The organism is Pyrobaculum organotrophum (assembly GCF_055384425.1).
On record NZ_AP042430.1, the window covers coordinates 42,197 to 64,336 of the forward strand.

Annotated in this window: 24 protein-coding genes; 11 read left to right on the top strand and 13 right to left on the bottom strand. The window is 45.0% G+C overall.

The genetic code is table 11. The annotated features are described in order from the left end of the window. Positions 1–15: 15 nt before the first annotated feature. On the top strand, positions 16–390 hold the full coding sequence (locus ACZ49R_RS00290; protein ID WP_464733239.1) for an Sjogren's syndrome/scleroderma autoantigen 1 family protein: 375 nt from the start codon (positions 16–18) through the stop codon (positions 388–390). Here ACZ49R_RS00290 and ACZ49R_RS00295 read toward each other — a convergent pair. Both ACZ49R_RS00295 and ileS read right to left on the bottom strand, forming a co-directional pair. Next, positions 377–1,531 (bottom strand): glycosyltransferase family 39 protein, encoded by a 1,155-nt coding sequence (locus tag ACZ49R_RS00295; RefSeq protein WP_464733240.1) that lies wholly within the window; start codon positions 1,529–1,531, stop codon positions 377–379. The two genes, ACZ49R_RS00290 and ACZ49R_RS00295, sit on opposite strands and share 14 nt — an antisense overlap. Positions 1,532–1,914: 383 nt before the next feature. Beyond that, on the bottom strand, positions 1,915–4,848 hold the full coding sequence (ileS, locus tag ACZ49R_RS00300; protein WP_464733241.1) for an isoleucine--tRNA ligase: 2,934 nt from the start codon (positions 4,846–4,848) through the stop codon (positions 1,915–1,917). A 60-nt stretch (positions 4,849–4,908) separates the two neighbouring features. On the opposite strand from ileS, the gene ACZ49R_RS00305 reads away from it, so the two are divergent. Next, complete coding sequence (locus ACZ49R_RS00305; protein ID WP_167827680.1) at positions 4,909–5,073, top strand: hypothetical protein; 165 nt, start codon at positions 4,909–4,911, stop codon at positions 5,071–5,073. Positions 5,074–5,409: 336 nt separating this feature from the next. On the opposite strand, the gene ACZ49R_RS00310 is transcribed toward ACZ49R_RS00305, so the two are convergent. Both ACZ49R_RS00310 and ACZ49R_RS00315 read right to left on the bottom strand, forming a co-directional pair. Next, the gene (locus ACZ49R_RS00310) at positions 5,410–5,685 is read right to left on the bottom strand and encodes a hypothetical protein (protein WP_464733242.1); all 276 of its coding nucleotides are present in this window, start codon (positions 5,683–5,685) and stop codon (positions 5,410–5,412) included. Between the two features lie 5 nt (positions 5,686–5,690). After that, positions 5,691–6,365 carry a hypothetical protein gene (locus ACZ49R_RS00315; protein ID WP_464733243.1) on the bottom strand — a complete coding sequence of 225 codons (675 nt, stop codon included), beginning with the start codon at positions 6,363–6,365 and terminating at the stop codon, positions 5,691–5,693. A gap of 153 nt (positions 6,366–6,518) precedes the next feature. Here ACZ49R_RS00315 and ACZ49R_RS00320 point away from each other — a divergent pair, with 153 nt between their 5' ends. Continuing rightward, complete coding sequence (locus tag ACZ49R_RS00320) at positions 6,519–7,094, top strand: helix-turn-helix transcriptional regulator (RefSeq protein WP_464733244.1); 576 nt, start codon at positions 6,519–6,521, stop codon at positions 7,092–7,094. On the opposite strand, the gene ACZ49R_RS00325 is transcribed toward ACZ49R_RS00320, so the two are convergent. Continuing rightward, entirely contained in the window at positions 7,091–9,055 is a 1,965-nt protein-coding gene (locus ACZ49R_RS00325; protein WP_464733245.1) for a DEAD/DEAH box helicase, read from the bottom strand. The genes ACZ49R_RS00320 and ACZ49R_RS00325 overlap by 4 nt on opposite strands. A 51-nt stretch (positions 9,056–9,106) precedes the next feature. On the opposite strand from ACZ49R_RS00325, the gene ACZ49R_RS00330 reads away from it, so the two are divergent. Further along, positions 9,107–10,009 (top strand): bifunctional phosphoglucose/phosphomannose isomerase, encoded by a 903-nt coding sequence (locus ACZ49R_RS00330; protein ID WP_464734139.1) that lies wholly within the window; start codon positions 9,107–9,109, stop codon positions 10,007–10,009. Next, positions 10,006–10,584, top strand: a complete 579-nt coding sequence (locus ACZ49R_RS00335; protein ID WP_464733246.1) for a prepilin peptidase — start codon at positions 10,006–10,008, stop codon at positions 10,582–10,584. The genes ACZ49R_RS00330 and ACZ49R_RS00335 overlap by 4 nt, the downstream gene beginning before the upstream one ends. On the opposite strand, the gene upp is transcribed toward ACZ49R_RS00335, so the two are convergent. From upp to ACZ49R_RS00350, 3 genes are all read right to left on the bottom strand, one after another. Then, a complete protein-coding gene (gene upp, locus ACZ49R_RS00340; RefSeq protein ID WP_011763370.1) occupies positions 10,576–11,211 on the bottom strand; it encodes a uracil phosphoribosyltransferase in 636 nt (211 codons plus the stop codon). The genes ACZ49R_RS00335 and upp overlap by 9 nt on opposite strands. Positions 11,212–11,215: 4 nt before the next feature. After that, the gene (locus tag ACZ49R_RS00345; protein ID WP_464733247.1) at positions 11,216–13,681 is read right to left on the bottom strand and encodes a M1 family aminopeptidase; all 2,466 of its coding nucleotides are present in this window, start codon (positions 13,679–13,681) and stop codon (positions 11,216–11,218) included. A 61-nt stretch (positions 13,682–13,742) separates the two neighbouring features. Beyond that, a complete protein-coding gene (locus ACZ49R_RS00350; RefSeq protein ID WP_464733248.1) occupies positions 13,743–13,877 on the bottom strand; it encodes a hypothetical protein in 135 nt (44 codons plus the stop codon). Between the two features lie 67 nt (positions 13,878–13,944). On the opposite strand from ACZ49R_RS00350, the gene ACZ49R_RS00355 reads away from it, so the two are divergent. Together ACZ49R_RS00355 and ACZ49R_RS00360 are read left to right on the top strand one after the other, a co-directional pair. After that, positions 13,945–14,406: a hypothetical protein gene (locus ACZ49R_RS00355; protein ID WP_464733249.1), complete on the top strand. Its 462-nt coding sequence runs from the start codon at positions 13,945–13,947 to the stop codon at positions 14,404–14,406. A gap of 103 nt (positions 14,407–14,509) precedes the next feature. Further along, positions 14,510–15,196 carry a hypothetical protein gene (locus ACZ49R_RS00360; RefSeq protein WP_464733250.1) on the top strand — a complete coding sequence of 229 codons (687 nt, stop codon included), beginning with the start codon at positions 14,510–14,512 and terminating at the stop codon, positions 15,194–15,196. Between the two features lie 18 nt (positions 15,197–15,214). Here the strand turns inward: ACZ49R_RS00360 and ACZ49R_RS00365 are convergent, their stop codons facing one another. Beyond that, positions 15,215–15,685: an Lrp/AsnC family transcriptional regulator gene (locus tag ACZ49R_RS00365; RefSeq protein ID WP_011763366.1), complete on the bottom strand. Its 471-nt coding sequence runs from the start codon at positions 15,683–15,685 to the stop codon at positions 15,215–15,217. A gap of 289 nt (positions 15,686–15,974) precedes the next feature. On the opposite strand from ACZ49R_RS00365, the gene ACZ49R_RS00370 reads away from it, so the two are divergent. After that, the gene (locus ACZ49R_RS00370) at positions 15,975–17,312 is read left to right on the top strand and encodes a hypothetical protein (RefSeq protein WP_464733251.1); all 1,338 of its coding nucleotides are present in this window, start codon (positions 15,975–15,977) and stop codon (positions 17,310–17,312) included. On the opposite strand, the gene ACZ49R_RS00375 is transcribed toward ACZ49R_RS00370, so the two are convergent. From ACZ49R_RS00375 to ACZ49R_RS00390, 4 genes are all read right to left on the bottom strand, one after another. Continuing rightward, entirely contained in the window at positions 17,260–17,934 is a 675-nt protein-coding gene (locus tag ACZ49R_RS00375) for an SDR family NAD(P)-dependent oxidoreductase (RefSeq protein ID WP_464733252.1), read from the bottom strand. The two genes, ACZ49R_RS00370 and ACZ49R_RS00375, sit on opposite strands and share 53 nt — an antisense overlap. Next, a complete protein-coding gene (folE, locus tag ACZ49R_RS00380) occupies positions 17,931–18,473 on the bottom strand; it encodes a GTP cyclohydrolase I (protein WP_464734140.1) in 543 nt (180 codons plus the stop codon). Before folE ends, ACZ49R_RS00375 begins: the two co-directional genes overlap by 4 nt. A 323-nt stretch (positions 18,474–18,796) precedes the next feature. Next, the gene (locus tag ACZ49R_RS00385; RefSeq protein ID WP_464733253.1) at positions 18,797–19,036 is read right to left on the bottom strand and encodes a hypothetical protein; all 240 of its coding nucleotides are present in this window, start codon (positions 19,034–19,036) and stop codon (positions 18,797–18,799) included. Between the two features lie 59 nt (positions 19,037–19,095). Next, positions 19,096–19,308 (bottom strand): hypothetical protein, encoded by a 213-nt coding sequence (locus tag ACZ49R_RS00390; RefSeq protein WP_464733254.1) that lies wholly within the window; start codon positions 19,306–19,308, stop codon positions 19,096–19,098. Between the two features lie 51 nt (positions 19,309–19,359). Here ACZ49R_RS00390 and ACZ49R_RS00395 point away from each other — a divergent pair, with 51 nt between their 5' ends. The 3 genes from ACZ49R_RS00395 to nuoI are packed head-to-tail and all read left to right on the top strand — an operon-like array spanning position 19,360 to position 22,112. Then, on the top strand, positions 19,360–20,568 hold the full coding sequence (locus ACZ49R_RS00395; protein WP_464733255.1) for an NADH-quinone oxidoreductase subunit D: 1,209 nt from the start codon (positions 19,360–19,362) through the stop codon (positions 20,566–20,568). Between the two features lie 33 nt (positions 20,569–20,601). After that, positions 20,602–21,633: an NADH-quinone oxidoreductase subunit NuoH gene (nuoH, locus tag ACZ49R_RS00400; protein ID WP_464733256.1), complete on the top strand. Its 1,032-nt coding sequence runs from the start codon at positions 20,602–20,604 to the stop codon at positions 21,631–21,633. Continuing rightward, positions 21,630–22,112 carry an NADH-quinone oxidoreductase subunit NuoI gene (nuoI, locus tag ACZ49R_RS00405; protein WP_464733257.1) on the top strand — a complete coding sequence of 161 codons (483 nt, stop codon included), beginning with the start codon at positions 21,630–21,632 and terminating at the stop codon, positions 22,110–22,112. Before nuoH ends, nuoI begins: the two co-directional genes overlap by 4 nt. The last annotated feature ends 28 nt before the right edge of the window (positions 22,113–22,140 follow it).

Below are 22,140 nucleotides of genomic sequence, written 5' to 3' on the forward strand. Positions count from 1 at the left end.
ATCAGTTCAGACACTGTGGAGAGAGATGTTGTGAAAAAAATAGCCCAACTAGTTAGGGCCGGCGCAGCTCTTACGCCGTATACTTGTCCTGTCTGCGGTACCGTATTAGTGAGATTAAAAACGGGAGAGCTCTACTGCGCCAATTGTGAGAAGACTGTAGTACTTGTAAAATCTGATGAGGAGGCACAACAAGCGCTAGAGGTAATTCAGCTAAGAGAAGTCAGGAAAATAATTTTTGACAAAATTCTACAGCTTGGTAGAGAGTTAGAAAAGCTAACGGCATCTGAAATGGTAGACCATCTACGGTCTATGTCTCTACTTCTCGACATATACGAAAGACTAAGTCGTATCCATACAGAAGTAAGCAAACGCCAATCTACTTCCTCCTAGCTATGTCTGATAAAAGCCTTGCGATTAGTATATGAGCGAGCGGCGAGAAGTGCGTAGTGTAGAAGCTGTAGAGCGTGTGGTTGCCAAGCAAATACACCAGCCAATAGCCCCCATATGTAGAAAGATACAGTATAGAAACGTCATCTCTTTTATATAAGGCATAAACCAACGCTACAAGATATGCGGGTGTCCCTGAGGCATATATGTCTGGGCTGGTATATAGGGCGAAACTATTGTGCATACAAAGCCAGTCCAAGGGATTAGAGGCGATAGGGCCCGGCGGTCTGGAGGTAGTATGCCACGATATTGCGGCTAGAATCTCATGAACCCACCTTTGGATGCCTAACTGCCCGGCGATAGGCATGTTGACCAGTGTAAACACAGACATAGCCATGAGAAAAACCGCTACGAAGCCCCAGACCCCCCGTCTTCCGTATAAGTAGGCAAGTCCAAATATGGGAAACACCCCAGAGTACTTAACAGAAGCCGCGAGACCTAATGCCGTTCCAACTCCCAGTAGTCTCCCAGAGAGGTGGAGGTAGACTAGCAGAGCTGTAAAAAACGCGAGATATATATCTAGCATGGCGATGCCGGACATAGCTCTAAAGGTGTTGTCGAATATCATGAGAGCCGTAGCTGCCAGCGCCCATAGATTTCCCGTTACACGTCTCGCCGAGAGAAAGACGAGCATAAGCGTGGCCGCTCCAAGCACCATAGAGGGGATCCTCCAGAAGAGCGGCTCGTCGCGGATGGCTTCCATAAGCCCTATTACGTATTTAGCCAGCGGAGGATGTTCAAAGTTGTAGTAGCTGAGTATCCCCTCTTTGTCTGGATATGGAAATCCCCTCCTTATGTAACACTTGACGTTGCCTGTAACAGTTACTGCATTTATGTTGACATATTCTTTCACAATTCTGCTCTCATTAGTGAGACAGTCCAATGTGGTGGTATAGTAGGGCGAGTTAGCTGGAGTTTTAAAGAAGTCGTGCAGTATGTTTCTAGCCGACGTGACATACCAAACCTCATCGCTTATATAACCGCCACTACCAGGCAAACCGTCTGATCCAGGTAGAGACGCTATGGCATATGTAAGATAGAAAAACACGGCGATAATTACGAATAAGGCCAAGTACTCTTTCACAACACCTTAATTTAACTACATTTATATTTCGTAAAGTTGTATCAGCGCTGCATACCCTCGTCACAATTCGTAAGCGGTCGTTGTCATCATGAATAAATTTGAGGTTTAGAGGTAAATATAATTGGTGATGATGTGGTTCTTCAGTGAGAAAATGAGCATGCCCCTACCAACTGACTACGACTTAAAACACTGCCCTTTAGAGCGGGAGTGCGGTCATAGCCTCTACGGCTATGACAGCTGTGGGGGAGAGACGCGGCAGCCGTCATAAACATCGAGAAACGAGCACTCAAGGATGGCCACCCGGCCCCACGCCCGAGACGCCGGTGAAGGCGCAGACGAGGAGAAAGTCCCTAGGCGCAATAGCCTAGGGACAGACGGTGCGGTCATATTTTTCTAATTTCTATAGTCACTCTTTCGCCTAGTATGTCCCACTCTTTGCCGCTTGTCGTTTTTGCAATTTTTAACTCCATGGCGCGAGTTTCTCGTTTTATGTAGTCTTGGAAGATCTCTACTGCTTTTTTAACATCTTCCAACTCTGTGTCTATTACTATTTGTATGACGTCGTTTATCTCTAGTCCAGCTTCTTTACGCATGACCTGTATCCTACGGACGATTTCTCTTGCCAACGCTTCATAGTAAAGCTCAGGCTCTAGCTTAGCAGGTATACAAACCTCGATTGTGCCCTCTGTAGCTTTTATATATTCGCTAGGACATGTGCCGACTTTGACCTCTTTTACATTGCTTAGATACTTTAGAAGTTCCTTATATCTATCTACATATCTCCCTCCGTTTATGTAAACCTCTCTTATAGGCCAGCGGAGTTTTATGCCAGCCTTATTTCTGGCCTCAGCTAAAGCAGAGAAGACAGTGAATAACTCATGGAAGATTTCCATAAGCTCTTTATCTATGGGGCCTGCGGTTGGATAATTCGCCAAATGTACAGATTCTGCGGCCTCTCTCTCGAATTTTTTAACATATGTCTGCCATAGATATTCGGTGATAAATGGTACAAGTATAGAGCCTAATATTAGCACGTTTTTTAACACATGGTGTAAGACAGCATATGCGGCATATTTATCGGCGCTAGGTTCTTCGGTCCAAACACGTCTACGTAGAAGTCTTATATAGCGGTGGCTTAAAGTCTCAACTATAAAGTCCCTCCAGAGGTTTGCCGCTTTGTGAAACTCAAAGTTTCTGATATATTGCGTAAAGTCTTCTATCAACTTATTGAGTTCAGACAATAGCCATCTATCTTCGTCAAGAGCTTTGTCTATCCACTCCTCAAGCGGATACTTCTCTGCAGAGAATCCATCAAGTGACATATACATGTCGGCAAATTTTACGATGTTCCATAGTATGTTTAAATTGCTTATAGCCATCTTTACCTCGTCGGGGTCAAAGGCGAGATCTTCCCAAGGCGCCGCCTTCAATAGGATGTACAGACGGACTGGGTCTGCGCCGTACTTCTCAAAGAGGTCCTTGGCCCAGATGACGTTGCCTCTGCTCTTAGACATCTTCTGGCCGTATTTATCTAGGATGAGGCCTTGTATTAACACAGTTTTATACGGCGCTCTCCCGATGTATACCATCGCAGACGCCAGTAACGAGTAGAACCACCCCCTGGTCTGGTCTATGCCCTCGGTCACAAAGTCGTATGGGAACAGTTTAGACCAGAGTTCTCTGTTCCTCTCTCCGTCTACAGCCGCGATCCAAGCAACGCCGCTGTCTAGCCACACGTCAATCACGTAGGGCTCTCTAACCCACTCGTCGCAGTCCTCAGTCTTCAGCACTACTCTGTCTATCCAGGGCCTGTGCACAAGCCAGAAGTCGTCTACCGGCGGGAGCTCCTTAGCCAGCTTCTTCAACTCCTCCAGGGACCCTACGACGAGGATCCTCCCATCTTTTTTACAGCGCCATATCGGCAGGGGGGTACCCCACACTCTACTCCTTGAAATGTTCCAGTCGCGAGCGTTTTGGACAAAGATATCGAACCTGTCCCTGAGCTTCTGAGGTACTATGTTTACTCCTCTCAGCTCCTTGTACATATGCTCTCTGATCTTAGATATCGCAATGAACCACTGTCTATCTGCCCTAAGTATGAGCTTGGTGCCGCACCTCCAGCAGTGGGGGTACTCATGCTTTATCTCCTCCGCCTTGACTAGGAGGCCCTTCTTTCGGAGGTCTTCGATGATTTCTTTATCTACGTCGTGTACATACTTCCCAGCGTATTTGCCACCCATTTCGTTGTATATGCCGTTGATCTCCACGCTGTTTGTAACCCTGAGACCGTACTTTCTAGCAACTTCAAAGTCCTCGGGGCCGTGGCCGGGCGCTATATGTACAAGGCCTGTGCCTTGATCTAGCGTCACGAAATCTGCGGTGACCACTATGTAGGTTCTCCCCGCCCTCTCCGGCACCTCTTCAGCAAGTGGGTGCATGTAGCGGAGGCCGAAGAGCTCGGAGCCCTTCCTCACCTCTACGATACGCCACCTCTTTACCCCGAACAGTTCCATCAGCTTAGGCGCTAGCTGTTCTGCGACCCACCACCTTTCCCCATTTTCCACCTCAACCTTGGCATAGGCATACTCCGGGTGGACCGCCACGGCCTCATTATCAACTAGAGTCCAAGGCGTTGTGGTCCAAATGATTAAATACTCATTTTCACGCCCCTCTACTTTGAATTTGACGTATATCGAGGGGTCTTTCCTCTCCTCGTAGCCAAGCGCCACTTCGTGGTCGCTAAGCGAAGTCTCGCACCTGGGGCAGAACCACAACACTCTGTAGTCCTCTACGAGCAGGCCGCGTTCATACGCCCTCTTAATAACCCGCCAAACGTATTCTATATATGCAGGTCTCCTAGTCTCATATGCGTTATCTATGTCTAGCCAAAGTCCTAGTCTCCTGGTTCCCCACTCTCTCCAGTAGGCGAGGTATTCGTCTACTAGCTTATTGCACTCTTTTGCAAACTGTTCAAGCCCGTACAGTTCCACCTCTTTCTTGCTCTTTAGCTTAAGTCTCTTCTCTACCTCCCACTCGACGGGCATGCCTTGCATATCCCAGCCGCCTTGTGGCCATACGTCGTAGCCCAAAAGTCTATAAAACCTCAATACTACGTCTTTATACGTACGGCCTCTGATATGTCCTACATGTGGCATGCCGTTTGTGGTAGGAGGCCCCTCTAGAAAGGCGAATATAGGGCCGCCGCGCCAAGTCTTCCATTTCTCAAATATTCTGTTCTTATCCCAAAACTCTAGTACTGCTGTCTCTACTTTATGAGGATTATAACTGGGCAGGAGTTTAGAATCCCCATTGGTCATGAAGATTGTGCTGCTTTTTAAGCTTTTTATACATTAGCTTTTAAACTACATGATAGATATGTGAAAGTTCTAGAAGAGACTCTACTCAGTGCTGTCGTCGCCGCCGTAGTTTCTATATTATTATTAATATTTGTAATAATATTTCCATGGGATAGTCTTTTATTAATAATTAAGGGAGTATTAAAAGATATAGAGTATATGAACACATTTATAGCTCGACTATGAGAATTTTGTACCACTTGTTAATGACAGTATTAGCGCTCGCAGCGCTTTACGTAGCACTATATGCATTTAGTCATATTGAGATGCTACGCGAAATCTTCTCGTCATGAATATAGTAGAGGGTGTAATAGCAACGCTTCTTTTTTCAATTTGCGTTATATTGGCGACTTATACCGGATATCTTATGTCGGAGTTACTTTACTATAAATCTGTCTTTGAAGCTACAAGACATACTAGTTGTTTTCTGTCGGCAAATAAATCAGGGCCTATCGTTGTTGCCTCCTGTATAGACCTGAGTTACAACGGAACTATAACCATAAACTTGTATAACATCAGCACTTATATTACCTCATAGACTAAGTTTCCCTCGTCGTCAAGCCGCTTTTTTATCTTTTTTTCTATTATAAGCTTCTCTATAGCTTTTATCAACTCTACGGTTGTCACCCCCCTATCTTTTGCCCATTTTGTAACTTCCTCTTTACTTACCTGACGTCTAGTTTTGAGCATTTGATATAGTTCTTCAGATATATCCCTACTTGGCGCGCGCTCTTCCAGTTTCTTCTCCTGCTGTATAAAGTCAAATAAGGTGGTACGTCTCTCTTCTCTTCTCTTCATTATTATCACTCTGTAAAAATGTTATATATATTTGACACTGTACATACGGCATCAACTCTGTAGAGACCGTATGGAGGCTCCTCTTTTCCACACTCTTTTATTATTACTGCATCTGGACGTACGTAGAAGCTTTGGCCTATTTTTACACCGTATCTTTTGTAATACTCGATTACTGATCTCTCTACGGGATCTTCCAGGAAGCTATAGATATTTCCGTTTCTCTTTGCAACGTTTAGATCTTCTGCAATTTGTAACAAGGTTTTAAACGCGACTTTATTTACCCATGCCGTCGGCGATATCTTCGATATACGGTCATTTACAAGGTTATATAAATCCTCACGTCTAACTTCTCTAACTTCCTTTAATATCTCTACCAAAAGCCTATATTGTGGAACTCTTTGGAAAAACAGCGCATGATATATAGACAAGCCGAGAATCTCCTTAAGAGTAACAAACCGTCTACCTAATGCAGTTAGTCGCACAGAGCCGTTCAGTACTTCAACTATCTTTAGCCGTTCTAGAAATCTTGTGATATCTCCTTTGCCTTTTCCGATATCAAATCCTCTCTCTTTTAGTTCTTCAAGCGAGACTTCGTGTGTTGTAATGTATATTACATAGTCGTCTATCTTTTTTAGCCTGATGGGGGGAAACGTAATGGAACGCTGTAGAGTGGTTATCACATACGTATGAAAATAGAAGCTTAAAGAATGAAGCCAGAGATAAAAGTAGAACTTATGTAATACATTCTGATCTTCGGAGAGCTTCTCGCCTCAGTATATAAAAGCTGTTTGTATATCACAATAAGATTTTTATATATATACTGAAAAAGTGACATGGATTTAAGAGAAGAGATATTGCGTATATTACGCGAGAGAGGTGAGGTGACTACATCAGAGCTTGTAAATTTACTTAAACAGCCGCGACATAAAGTATTGAGAGTACTTAACAAACTCTACTTTGAGGGCATAATTGAGCCGGTGAAAAAGAACAGAAAATACTACTGGAGGACAGCCACGGGATATGTCGCAATCATGCCGATACACTTCACTGTAGAGCCTATACTCTATATAGAGGGGGTAATAGAGCCAATATATAGAAGAGTACAAGATAGAGTAGACGCCTTTATCTTTACCCATGTAAAAAATAAAGAATACTGGCTCTGTGATTGCGGCGTGGGGTACCATATTCTTACAGATCAACCAGTGGACGGTTGCGATTGTAAAATGAGACACGCCTTCGGCGATAGGAGATTAGCTATGTTGTACCTACCTAAGGAACTGAGGTTTAGATATTGGAAAAGCTATAGATATGCAGAGGAGGACGTTGAGTATATACTATTAGTACCTGAGGAAAAAGATTCGCCAGAGTTGATAGAGAAATACGAATCATACTTAGCACAGAATATCTAATGGATTCCCCCTCTCAGCCACTTAGTTAATGACGTAGTTCTATTAAGAAGTATGTCTAGGTCTTGTTCTAAAACTCTTTTGCAGATAACTTCCTCTACCACATCGTTAAAGTGGCGCGCTTCTGACAACGCCTCCTCTATAGTTCCTCTAGTAATTATCTCGTATACTCTAGCGGCTTTTTTGCCGGCAGCCGCTCTGACCACACGGCCAACTCGTTGTATCATCTGTCTCTTAGATCCTGTGCCGCTCACTATGACAGCCACTTCGGCGTCTGGCACATCTACCCCCTCGTCTAAAACTGTCGTAGTTACAACTACGTTACTAATTCCAGAGCTAAACCGCCTTAGCGCAATCTCGCGATTTCCCTCTTCTGAGGTGATGAGCTCTGCGGCTATCTTCATTTCTCGTAACCTTCTGTATACCTCCTCTGCTTGGTCTATAAATTGTGTAAAAACTAACACTTTTGAACCAAGCGCAACCTCTCTAGAGACTATACGCAATGCTACCTCTATTTTTCTACTGCTTTTCGCCGCGGCGTTTCTTAATAGTATTGCATTGTCAGCCGGCAGAGAACGATAGGTCTCTTCTTCTTCTTTTGTCATCCTAACATAAACTCTGTAGTGTTCCACAGGGACGACTAGACCAGCCTCTATCATTGAGCGATAGGAGACTCTGTATACAATCGGCCCCACGGCTTCAAAAATTAGGTGTTCGTTTTTGTCCTCTCTCTCTGGCGTTGCTGAAAGTGCCAATCTGTAGGGCGAGTCTAAGTTTAGCGCAACTTCTTTAAATGTCTCTGCGGGGACGTGGTGAGCTTCATCAAAGACCACAAGGCCATATCTTCCTGTGAGTTCATCAATGTATTTAACGGCGGAGTTATAGATCGCAACTGTTACATCTCTTAAATCTTTTACGCCGCCGCCAAGCATGCCGGGAGAGACGCCTAAATACTTCCTAATTCGTTCAACCCATTGTAGTGCCAACTCTTTAGTTACTACTAAAACTAAGGCGGAAACTCCAGTTCTACGTATAGCCTCAAGGCCGACAAAAGTTTTTCCGCCGCCTGTCGGTATAACGACAGTGCCTCTCATGCCGTACCTAATCCAACTTTCTACAGCTTCCGATTGGAATGGGTATAGGGAAAACGACTTTTTGTATTCAACACTGGGATATCTCATATTTAAACTCTCTATTACATAACCAAATTCCTCTAATATTTTTATAATTCTATCTCTTATAAATATAGGAAATCTAATTATATAGTAGTTCTCATTTTTCAAAATATTTACAAGTTTTAAATCGCGCTCTTCAAGATCGCCGTCTTTATTGACTATATTGTACTTAAGCTTAATTTCTCCAAGCCGTTTTAATAAACCAGACGCTAAAAAGTTAACTTTAGCGTAATTTGGCCCTACAGAGGCCGTTCTCCAGCTTCTCCTCTTTAAAAAGAGTTCTCTCAGTTTGTTTGACGACAGTACAAATTCCTTTGCATTTCTTATGGCACTCTCTAAGTCGCCTAATACCTGGACTCCTCGGAGAATCTCTCTTAACCTCTCTCCGCCTATCTCTACTAACTCTTCGAAACTAGATACGCGACTTATCTCTTTACTCTCGGCGATAAATCTCCTGAGAAATCCTGTTAAAGATACAAGATGGACATCACCTTCACTGGTAATTACGCTGTTTTTTAACTCATCGGGTAGTGATCCGATTATCAAAATTGCACCGCCTGAAGCATTGTGGCTTATAGTTGAGAGAATAGACATGTATTCTTCGTGGCTTAATTCCAGGAGGTGTTTAATTCTCGTCAATATGCCTAGGTCTTTTGTCCTCCCTTGCCAACTCGAGCCGTTCCATCGAAACCCTAACTTCTTTAGCTCCTCCTTGACTTTTAAAATCTGCTCCCAATTCCACTCTCTAGATATCTCAACGCCGTTTATGACAACGCTAAAGCGAGGCACATCTTATACTCTTTGTATATTTTAAAAGCCGTCTCAATGAGTAATGTGAACATGTTGGAAGACTACCTAAGCTGGGAACGCTATATAATAAAGAATGTCGACATACCGCTTAGTTACCGTATAGAAGGAGTGGAAATATCGATAGAGCCGACGCCTAGGCTTTATATTAGCGGTATGGGCGGCTCTGGCGTAGTGGGGGATCTTATTAGAGATCTTTCCATAGTGTGGAACTGGGATTTTGAGGTGATACCTGTAAAAGACTACTTTTTAAGGGCTAGAGACGGTTTGTTAATTGCTGTGTCTTACTCTGGGAACACCGTAGAAACTCTATATACTGTAGAATATGCAAAAAAGAAGAGAATTCCGGCTATAGCCATAACCACGGGCGGCAGACTTGCGCAAGCCGGTATTCCAACAGTAATAGTGCCAAAGGCCTCTGCGCCACGCGCCGCGCTTCCACAGCTATTTACAGCGGCTCTCCACGTAATACGTCACATCTATGGTATAAATATTGAAATTCCTGACTTCTTAGAGCCAATAAACGAGGGCCTTGTCCAAAGCTTGATTGTAGAGTTTCAAAAAAGACCGACTATTGTAGCGCCTGAGAGCATGAGGGGCGTGGCGTACCGCATAAAAAACGAATTTAATGAAAATAGCAAGATAGAGCCCTCTGTAGAGATCCTCCCAGAGGCTCACCATAATTGGATTGAGGGAGCTGAACGGCCCGTGGTGGCATTGACAAGTCCCCATATACCGCCAGAACACCGTGAGCGGGTAAAAGCAACGTTAGAAATCCTCGGCGGGGTACAATACACAGTGGAGATGCACCCAAGAGGTATACTCTCTTTCCTTAGGGAAGTTGGTATAGCGTCAGTTAAACTTGCGGAAACCAAAGGGGTGAATCCCCTGGCAACTCCGCGGATCGACGCTTTAAAGAGGAGACTCCAGCAATGATAGGCGAGGTAGCTCTCGGCATTTTGCTGACAATTGCGGCAATACAAGACCTCAAGACCAGGGAGATAGATCCGCGGATCTTCATAGCGTCAGCGGCTCCTGCCGCCATGTTGATATACCTAAACTGGGGGGGCCCGCTCTACCTCTTTTCGCTTGCTATAGGCGCCGCATTGGCTCTGTTTATGAGACTGTTGGGGGCCGGATACGCCGACTCTATAGCGCTAGCGCTTATTAGCGCCGCGCCACCTGTACTCTTTTTGCCAACTCCGTTTGTGGTAGTTATAGCTGGGTCCCTCTTGCTACCTCTAACTATGTTATGGCTGTACTTAAAAAACCGTAAGAGACCGTGTCAAATGTCGGCCTTGGAAAAAATAACTCATGTCTGTGTGTCACGTCAAGAGTTTTTAAAAAATCCGCTTAAATATATAGTGGGAGAGGTAAAAGATATGGAGAAATACAATCCTACGGCTATTAAAACCGAAAAGGAGTGGATTAAGGCGAGATACGGACTGCCCTACCTAGCGTATTTGGCCGTGGGATACTGGGCATATATTACAATACGGACACTAAGTTGAGAAGGCACGATCGCCGGCATCGCCCAGACCGGGCACTATAAAAGCTTTATCGTTAAGTGTGGGATCTATAGCTACTACAAAGATCTCTGTCTCCGGATATTTAGATAAAACACGCTCAATACCCACAGGTGTGGCAATTACAGAGACTACAATGAGTCTTCCAGGTTGTCCCACTCTATAAACCTCCTCTATTGCTCTAGTCATCGTAATGCCTGTGGCTAACATAGGGTCTGCCACTATGACTATGTCTTCCCTTTCGACGGTTGGAATTTTCGAGTAGAAAACCTCCACGTCTACTACACCCCCCTCCTCCTTTCTTCTTGCAGCTATCACGCCTAGACGTGCTTGTGGAAAAGCCTTTAATAGACCTTCGACAAAGGGCATGGCAGCGCGGAGAATTTGTACAATTATAACTTTGTCAAGACCCAGTATTTCGATACCCACAGCCTTGCCTAAAGGAGTCTCTACCTCTACCTCTCTAGTCGGGAAATACCTTACAAGCTCATACCCTACGATACGTCCTAGTCTTACAAGTCCCTTTCTAAAGTCAATACCTTTTGTATTTCTGTTTCTTAATTGAGTAAGGAGGTACTGGGCGTAGACATGATCGATGATTTTTACGGGCATAGGATTAATGTTTGCCTATTCGGTCAAGTAGTTTTCTATATTCGTCACGTAGTTTTTCTACCTCTTCTCTCAACTTCTGGTACTCAGCCCCCTTCTCCATAGCCCTCTTGATTTTCTCAATAACCTCCCTAGCCACACGTCTAATTCTACCGTCTACATCTCTTTCCATGCGCTCCTGTAAATCCGGTATGAGACGCTGATCTAATAACTCAAGTGCTGCCGTTACTGCTGCATATCTAACTCTAAAGTTTTCATCGCGGAGAGCGGCTCTGATGGTTTCTAGGACTTCTCTACGTGGGCCAAACTTAGCTAGAGATTGTACAGCAGTTACTCTAACATAAGTAGGCATGTCTGGTTCAGTATGACGCAATACTATTTTTAAAGCATCGTCTGTCCCTAGCTCTGCAAGCCCTTCCAAAGCTCCCCTCTTAATTACGTCTAGGTGGCTTGTATATTCCAAGGCTCTTTTTAAACTATGCTCGGCAAACTCCCACTTAATCTTGCCAAGTGCTCTCGCCGCCTCTGCTCTCACATAATAACTTTCGTTTTGGTTATGCAGTATTTTGTCTAGAAATTCTGCTGCTTCTTTCCGTCTTGAGGAGCCTAGGGCTTCGACTATAGCTCGTCTAACTCTTGGATGAGAAACTATGTGATAACTCTCTATTAGTTTAGTAACTGCATAAGCTGTTCCAATTTCCCCAAGGGCCTTGGCGGCTTCTGTAGCCACACCCCAGAATTTATCTTGTAACGCCCTGGCTAAGGCATCAACAGCTTTTACACTCTCATTTTTCTTAAGTACCTCTACAGCCTGGATACGGCAGTAGAAATCTTCGTCGTCAAGCATAGCAATTGCAGACTCCAGAGGATACTGAAGATCTAGCGCTTTCATTACTTTAAAAGCGGGGTCTATACATATATACCTTGGCTTGCCTCCAGATATGTGTAAAGTTGTCTCTTTTTCATCCAGCATAATTTCTCTAGTTTCTCTCTTTCCGTCTTCATACACTATCTTAATCTCGAGGGGGAGAGTGTAAACCGGGTAGCTGTCCTCGCCTTGCGTTTGTTTAATTTGTAGTTTTATAACGCCGTCTGAATAGTTCCACGAGATTTTTAACACGGGGTGACCAGCCGAGTAGAAAAACTGCCTCCAGAACCACTCCAGATCTCTCCCCGCCGCCTCCTCTAGAGCCTTCCGGAGATCCTCTATATCCACAGCCCTATACCTATTCCGTTCCAGAAATACCTTCAGCCCCCTCCTAAAGACGTCGTCGCCAAGGAGACTCCTCAGCATGTGGAGGACGACAGACCCCTTCTCGTAGGCATGTCTATCGAACACCTCGTCGGGGATCTTATAGACGTTGGTGACGATGGGTCTCGAATAGCGGCGGGAGTACTCGCCTAGATACGTCTTGAAGTTTGTATAAATCTCGTAGAGGTACTCCTCCCGGCCCTTGGATCTCTCGGTCCACAACGCCTCTATGAAGGTCGCGAAGGACTCGTTTATCGCTATGTGCCCCCAGTCTTTTGCCGTGACTAAATCGCCAAACCACATGTGAGCCATCTCGTGGGCAACCAGCGGATCGGATGAAAAGTCCTCCTGGCCGGGGCAGGGGAACTCGCCGTAGGGACAGTGGGCGTGTTTGTCATGTATAGTCCAGTCCGTAAGTATGGTAAATGTCGTGTTTTCCATCCCTCCGTATATGAACTCTGGCACCACTACCTGGGCATATCGCTCATAGGGGTAGGGAACGCCGAGGTACTCCGAGAAGAACCGCATTATCTCGCAGGTGTTGTAGAAGCTATAGCGCCACTCGCCGCCTATGTACCTCGGGATGTAGTACTCCAGCAAAACCTCGCCGCACTTCTCGCTATATATCTCGAAGTCGCCGGCGGCTATGGCCAAGAGATATGGAGACATGGGGTGTCTCATCTCCCAGACGTAGGTCCGGCTGTCCTCCCCCTCCTTGATCTCCACCAACAGCCCATTGCTTCCCGCGACGAGGGGCTTAGGCACCGTCACCGCCACAGTCCACGGGAACTTTATGTTGGGGGAATCCGGTAGCGGAACCCAGTAGCGGTTATACTCGCTCTCCCCCTGAGTCCACACGTAGACGCTTCTCCTTTGGCCATGGGGGGTGACGAAGTACATTCCAGCCCGAGGCCTAGCTCTGTATTTTACCGCTACTTCAATAACCTCGCCGGCTTTCCACTGCGGCCTGATCTCTATCTTTTCTCCGTCGTAATAAAATTCGTGGCTTACGTCTAGTAAATCGATTTCAACAGCATCTAGTAAAACCTTTGCAGAATCTTTTTTCGCCTTTACTCTATATTTAACTAAGCCCTCTACAGCTCTTTGTTCAATATTTATTGTAATATTGAGGTACATTTTAAGAATATCAAACTCGTAAAATGGCGGAAATCTTGGCATATATTCTGGAAATGCAAAATCTCTACCAATAAGATACTTCATTGTAGGGGTTGCGACATTCCATGTTAAAAATATTTGCCCAGCGGTTTATGACCCCCTCTCCTTAGGCTGGGTTTCCACCGTGGGGGTCTCGGCCGTTGTCCGGGGTTAATCTGTTTGACGTGGAATAGTAGGCTTCTATCTTCCTCGGCGTCTTGTGGCCGAGCTTCGCGGCTATGTTTCTCACGGCGTTTAGCACGATGTTGAACTTCTTGCAGAAGCCGCGTTGGACTCCGCCGTTCTTGTGAATTTAGCCGCTTTATGGTGTGGTCGTATACCCCCTGGGGTTGCTGGCAGGCAACCAGACGCCGACCTCTATGGGGAGGTGGGCGAGCCACCTCCCCCACTCGTATACAATCTCCAGCCTGCACTGCTCCCCAGACCACTTCATCCTCCCGGCGTATCCTCATGCCGAAGTCCTTGAGGACGATGTACTCTTCTCCGTTGTTCACTGGCTCTACGTAGTACCGGTCGCTCCTCACGATAAGGCGTTTCACCCTCTTCCCAAGGAGGCGATCCTTCCAGTAGCCGGGAGGAGAGACCTTCTTCATGTGGAGCTCTCCGGCGTTCAGCTTCGCCAGGAGGGCGAAGAAGCTGGGTCACACTTCGTTGCTTTCCATGCTTGGATTTACCCCCGCGCGGCGCCCGCCTCTCCCTCTCCTCTCTTCCGCCCTCTTCACCAACTCAGCCATGAAAAAATATTTAGATTAAATCCATCCCCGCCCTAAAGTGCAAGGCTTGCTGTTTGCAATGTCAAACTACTGTTGGGAAGCGTTGCGTTAAAACCGTAAAACTTTAATTCAAGGATATAGCGTTGCTTAAGCTGGGGTTATGTTTGCTACCGAGTTAAAGACCAAGATGGCGTACCAAATCGCATGGTTACTCTATATGCTAGGCGTTAGGAATTATAAAAAACTCCCTCCGTTAAAAGAGCTCTATGCAAAGGCCATGGCAAACAAGTGGTGTCGTAAAAAAGATAGGAAGTTTTGTGAAATAGCATTTATGAAGCTATATAATTATGATATAGCCAGATATCTAAACTATGGAGATGTCACTCTCATTCTTACACTAGCGCTTTACGACATAGATCGCGGAGATTATAATTTGTCTACTCTTAGAGATTATGTAGAGAGAGGCGTTTTACCTGCCGAAATCGCTATTCTAACAGACAGAGTTGAAGTAGAGAGTTTAATACCTATCGTTGCTGGCATCTTGAAGACTCTTGGAGATACCACTCCGGAGTTATTAGCGTCTGTATGGCAAATAGTAGCGACTAGGAGTAGACTACTGCCGCCACTTGAAAAAATACTGGATAACATTATAGTCCAAGGCGTTTTAGCAGAAATGGAGAAGCGAGGCTACGTCATAAGAGACGGCAACAAATACATCTTAACAGAGGATGGCAAAGCCATAGCACGTGACATAGCTCTTCCACAGGAAGTTATGAAGTTGAAAGAGTTGAAATATGTCACGCCTACGTTCTTTACAATACTTAACGCACCGACAGAGTATTTTTAAAAAGTGAAAATTTTGAAACTACTCCTTGATTGCGCCTATAGATATTAATGTCTTAGTCTCCTTTACACCCTCCATATTGTTTATAGAATCTAGCACTTTGTCTAACACAGTCTCCTGCGTGATGATTGCCAAGTCGTAATCGCCAGCAAGTCTCATAGCCTTTTCTATCGGAAGCTTCTTTGCGGCATCATATACCTTCTCTCTATATTTTGGCTCTATTTTCACAAGTATAATTACGTCATTAGACTGACCTTTGAGCAACTTAACTGCCTTCTCAGTGATATCTACAAACTCTCTACCAGTCCGCACAAGCCCAAGTTCTTTAAGCCGTTTTAGATGTATTGCCAAGGCTTGCCGCGTCATGCCAAGTTCTCTAGCTATCTCGTCTTGATCGCCATATACTGTGTAAACCCTCATTGGTTGCGCCCTCTGAAGCAAGTGATTTAGTAACTGATATTGTCTATCTGTTAATTTTACCTCCTCAGTCATAGTAACTGAGCAAATTAGAGATATTTAAATGTATCGCTAAATTGAAAGCATAGACATCCTGTATTTTTTTAGTTAAGACTAGTGATGCAAATTGTGAAGTGTAAAACGGCATGACCTAGATCTCTGTATATATAAAAACCTTTCTTTAACCATTATGGCGATAAAAGCTAAAGTGAATAAATACATATATCGGAGTAGGCAGTTTGAACATAGATCTTTTGGCAGACAATTCACAGAGATGTACATCATCTCTAGATCAAGTTTTTAACCTCCAAGGAGCTTTTGTTCAGTGTACGCAAGCTCTATACTTCATGCTATTAACTTTCGAGTCCTTATCTTTGTATTCACAGAAAGTCTATTTGTTTTATTAGCTTCTATACTAGCTCTAGGAGCTATAGTAGAAATACGAGATAGTCTAGGGTTCCCCGTAGTAAATGCCACAGTGTGTTACCTAGATTATTGCACTTTGACAAATTCCTCAGGTGTAGCAAAGGTGCCGCAGGGACTACCTATTGAGATCTACATAGGAGACTTACTTGTCTGGAAGACCTACGCCACTGGTTACGACCTTGTAACTATTAGATATATATACTACTTAGACATATTGCCGATAAACACAAGCGGCTTTATAGTCATAAAAATGGCTAAGCTTAGAAATGGGACATATGCAGATATAAAAATTCCATATGCCGAAAATAAATTAACACATCCTTTGCCCGTGGGAAATATAAACTATCCAGTAGAAGTATATATAACGGATATAGGTGGTGTAGAATTGCCAAACGCATCTATAGTCAAGAGAACCGTATGGGATTTAAGCATAGATCTAGAATCTATTGGTTTAGTCGCACGTTGTAGAATTTCTGCAAAACCTCCGGCAACTCGTATTTTAATATATCAGGGAAACCGCACCTTGACCTCGGGCATAGTTAATGTTACAGTTTTTCTAACAAAGGGGGCGACATACCTAGGCGTAGTGGAGACTCAGGTTATACTGCCGAACGGGACGGCGTATAAGGCTAAGTTCCACCCGGGAGACTACTGCGGCCGTATAATTACAATAAACGCCACTAGACTAGTAGTACGCGCTATAGATTCGTTTGGCGTATTGAGAACAGACTGGACGATATATATCGCCGGCCGGGCTTTTAAAGGCCGGGCAGAGCTTTGGGTTTTGCCGCATGTAGTATACAGCGTGGCTGTAGACGCTGGCTTTACAAAGAAAAACGTCACCTTAGTGGCGTCTCACCCCTCCGAGACTTATATAATAGTCGTTGAAAACGCCTACATACTCTTTAATTATCAACAGCCTGTTGATAGAGTATATATAGTGGGAAACTATACGCTGGTGGCACAAATGCCGCGACGGGCGGAACTACCCCCAGGCACTTATAAAATATATACAGAGGTAGGCGGCAGAAACGTCACATATGCCATAACACTGAGGCCCGGAGAGATAGCCCATCTTACCATAGGCCTAACAAAGCCGCAGACGCAACAGGAGAAGACTCCGACACTGTACATGTTCGTTGGCGTAGTCTTCCTTATGGTAGTAATTGCCCTCCTAGTCGTACTTAAAGAGACTCGCCGCCGTCTACCACAAGGACGTGGCCAGTCACATAGCTAGAGGCCGGCGATAGTAGCCAATAGATCGCCTCAGCCGCCTCCTCTGGGCGTCCCAGTCTCTTTAGTAAAGTCCTTGACTTGAACTCTTCAAATTCCTCTGATGTAACCCAACTTGTCCACTTAGTCTCAATGGGGCCGAAGGCCACGGCGTTTACCCTAATTGGCGCTAGAGTCTTTGCAAGGCTTCTAGCAAGCGCTATGACAGCTCCTTTGGCTACTGCATATGGAATACCATATCTATCGCCGAGGAGCCCCGGAGTCGACGACACCAATACTATAGACGCTGTGGGCTTAAGTGCTGGGAGAAAAGCCTTAACGACGTTGAAGCTACCAACAACATCAACTCTAAAAACCTCGAGAAAATCCTCGCCAGTCAGCTCCTTCACTCCTTTTGTCCATAAAGAAGCCTCTCCATGGCCGTGTACAACAGCCACGCCGTCTACCTCTCTCACATCGGCAGCTGCCTTCTCTAGACAAGCGATGTTGAGCACGTCGCAACTATAGTGCACATCAGCCTCAGAGTTGCCTCTAGAAATGCCAACTACGTAATCACCACGGCGTTTGGCTAGCTTGACAAGGGCGTCTCCTATGCCTCCGCTCGCTCCTGTGACAACTATTTTCATTTACACAGCGGCGGCTTTCTACATCTTAGTTTCACATCGATATCCCCCCTCTTTGCTACAGTAACCATGTTGTGATGTTCGTCGCGAACTCCTCTGATAAACGAACACATATGCACGCCACATACCCTCACCGCGACCGCTCTTGCTCTGAGTTTTTCCATTAACAGATCGGCAAGCCACTGGGTGAACCTCTCTTGCATTATAGGTCTTGCGGCAGCCCACTTGACTAACCTAATCACCTTGCTAAGCCCTGGCACGCCATCTCCGGGAACATAGGCGACTGAGACGCTGAGGAATATGGGAAGCAGATGGTGTTCGCAGAGAGAGACGGCGCTTATGTTTTCAATCACAACAGGCCCCGGCTCTGCGTCGTATTCCATTGGAAAAAACACGACCTCAGGAGGCGGCTCCCTTAAGCCTCTAGTCAGTTCCCATAACGCTTTTACAAACCTCTTAGGCGTCTCGACAACGCCCGGCCTTGTGACATCCTCCCCTAGATGTTCTAGAAGTATCTTAACGCTCTCCTCCGGCTTTAACATCTTTTTTTCCAAAGTCACATAGACGCCCCGAATTGCCAATATAAAGATGATAACTCGATTGTGTAGACTAGGCTATTTCCGGCATCCACATATCACTTGTTCTTGCTATTTAAAGCATTTTTAAATAAAGATGCTAAAAATATTAAATAGAGGTCTCTCTATAGGCGATAACAGAACTTGACCCCACTCCACCTTGCCCAGGGCCCTTTGCGATCTTACTGCAGTTCTCACAGCGTGTAACAGAAAGAGTGGCGGAAAAAGCAAGGTTGCGGCAGTCCAAAGCCCTTAGTAGAACAACTCCACAGCCCATAGTTTTATGTTGCCTATCTTAGCCGCTGTCGCCTATCTGATAAAGAATTCCCAAGCATCTCCCGCCGGTTCCACAGACGCCAGATGGGGTAAAACTTTGACATCGTCTGCCACTGCGGTAATAGCCATATAATCAACTGGACAACTCTTGAGACCTCTGTGGTCTCTTTCCTTTTCATAGACATGGCCCCACCATACATAAATCTAGGTTTGCTTCCACACTGTCCAATCAAAGCCGCCAAGTATAAACACATATAGATCCGTCTCAATACCCTTTAAAGCTGTTGTCAATGTCCCCGCTTTGCCACTATATTTAAAGCCTAAGTTCAACCCTGGTAGCTTTGTCATGTTTATTGTCTACAACTACGTAGTCAACTACGCCACGGAATTTCTCTAGGTTCTTTGCCTTTCTTGTTGGAAATATTATTACTGAACGACAACTAGCCGCTGGGCTAGGTTTTATCAAGATTTCAGAGATCAAATGTATAGGATCGTAAAGAGCTACAGCTATTATAAGGAGAAACATCGTCTTGATACAGACATTCATAGATAAATACTTCAGAAATACAAAACCCTAATGATTAAGTCAGAGGAGTACGGACTTATTTTAAAAGAAGAGAAGTTAGAAGGCGGCCGTCGCATTTTAGATATTTTCTGGGGTCCGCAACACCCCTCTTCGGGACATACCAGGTTTATAGTAGAGGTTGACGGAGATATAGTTGTAAACGTCACGCCCGATCCAGGCTATGTTCATCGCACTATGGAGAAGCTGGGCGAGACAAGACATTGGATACAGAACATCCCCCTATTCGAAAGACTTTCATTACCAGATGCAATAAATGTAACGTGGGCGTATGCAATTGCAATAGAGAAGTTGACTAAATATGACGTATCGCCCAGGGCGCAATATCTCCGGGTTATAATGGGGGAGTTAAGCCGTATCTCAACACATCTATACGACCTAGGCATTCACTCTATTATGATAGGGTCTTCCACTGGGTTTATGTGGTGTTTCGGTCTCCGCGAGCTGTTGGTACAGTTGTGGGCTATGGTGACGGGCTCTAGGACAACGCCAACTTGGGTACTGCCTGGCGGCGTGAGAACAGCTCCTCCAGACGCCTTTTATGAACAGACAAAGGGCTTTCTTAACTATTTAGAGAAGAAATTAGATGAGTTTATTAGACTTGTTATTAAGAACCCGGTCGGCTACTATAGGCTTAAAGACGTCGGCTACTTAAGCAAAGAAGATGCGGCAAAGCTCATGGCCACTGGGCCGGGCGCCAGAGGCTCTGGCATTGAATGGGATGCCCGTAAGGCGTATAGATACGGGCTTTATGACGAATTCGAATGGGAGGTTTGCGTAGAGGACGGGGGGGATTCGCTTGCTAGGACTTTGGTAAGAATCTGTGAGATAAAACAAAGTGCAAGAATAATAAGACAAGCCATAGACAGGACTCCAAGAGATGGGCCACTGGTAGGAGAGTCTCTTTTACATAGGATACCGCCGAAACAAAGAGAAAAAGCAAATGAACACATCAGGTTAGGGGCACTGTTTACTACAATGCTTCCACAAGGCGAGGGAGTTGGGATAACAGAGGGTGGCCGCGGCCGTTACTTTTTCCACGTTTTTGGCGATGGGACAGAAAAGCCATATAGAGTTAGGATATCTACACCATCTTGGCAAAACCTTCGCCCGATGATAAAGGCATTCATAGGCGCGCGGCTTATGGATCTTCCAGCAATATACGGCTCCTTTGGATATTTCCCGCCGGAACAAGACAGGTAATAATTTTAATATATGTCAAGTTCAAATATAACTATGGACCTCTGGAACCTCCTTTTCTCACAACGTCTCTGGTTTTTTGTAATCATGTTTGCAGCATCTGGCATCGTACTACTTACTGTAGTTTGGTTTGAACGCAAAGCGGCGGCGAGAGTACAAATGCGCGTAGGTCCTTACCACGTCTCGCCTTGGCTCGGCGGCTATCTCCAACTACTCGCAGACGCGTTTAAGTTCATAATAAGTGAGCCTATCGTGCCAAAAGGAGCACATAAGATCCTTTTTACGTGGGGACCTGCAATCTTTGTGACTCTCGCATTTGGCGCATCTCTTCTACTTCCGTTAACTCCAGAGTTAAGACTGATAAAAGATGTCAACCTACTCCCATACGGCTTAGTGTTTTCATTGGTGATTCTCCTCCTAGTCTCAGTATCTGTTATAGTTATAGGTTGGTCTGTAAACAATAAGTTTGCATACATCGGGGCAGTACGCGAGGCGCTCTTGGTAACAGCGTATGAAATTCCATTGATACTTTCATTTCTCGCTATGGCAATTCTATATGGAACATTAAACCCGATAGAAATTGTGAAAAAACAGACGTTTCTCGTTGGCGCTTTGCTTAACCCAGTGGCATTTCTTGTGTTTATCATAGCTACCGCTATGGCAACAGCACGCTTTCCCTTTGAAATAGCGGATTACGAAGGAGACGTGGCGACAGGTCCTTACAGTGACTATGGTGGCATATTCTTAGTTCTTTCTTTTGCCGGCGGAACTTACTATGCTACCTTCTCCTATTCTTTTCTCGCCACCCTCCTATTTCTTGGCGGATGGGCTCTTCCCGGCTATGCCGTAGGCCTTTGGCCGCAAGATTTATTTGGGCACCTAATACTGGCCGCGTGGGTCTTTCTAAAGGTTACAATATTGATGTTTTTATTCGCATTTCTAAGAGCCGCAATGCCTGTGCTCAGACTTGACCACACTCTTGTATTCGGTTGGAGGGGTCTTCTTGTGCTAGGATTTGTGGCCATAATATGGTCAATAGTCTTAAGACTTCTGGGGGTATCTATATGAGTAGAGAAAAACTTTCACTTAGCGCCGTTGTAAAAGCGACTATTGACGCACTATATATAGCGTCTAAAAATTTGATAAAGCCAGAACGTATAACTATATACTATCCCTACGAGAAATTTGAATATGGAAGAATGAGGGGGTGGATAGGTCTGTGGACTGAGAAATGTACATCCTGTATGATATGTGCCCGCATATGTCCTGCTAATGCGATAAAAATGTACCTAGCGCCGAACGGGAAGCGCTATCCAGGTATAGACTATGGCCGCTGTATTATGTGTCATTTCTGCATAGATGTTTGTCCTACAGATGCGTTGTACCCAACTGATGTAAAAGAACTTGCTTGGTATGACTACAAAGACATGATATATACGCCAGATATGGAGAGAGAGCCGCCGAAAATACAAGACATGCATAGTCCTACTAAAGTAATTATTAAGTACGTAAGTGGAATACCTAGGAAGGTAAAATTGCAGCAATAATATTTTAAAGGTGTCACTTGTGGAAATA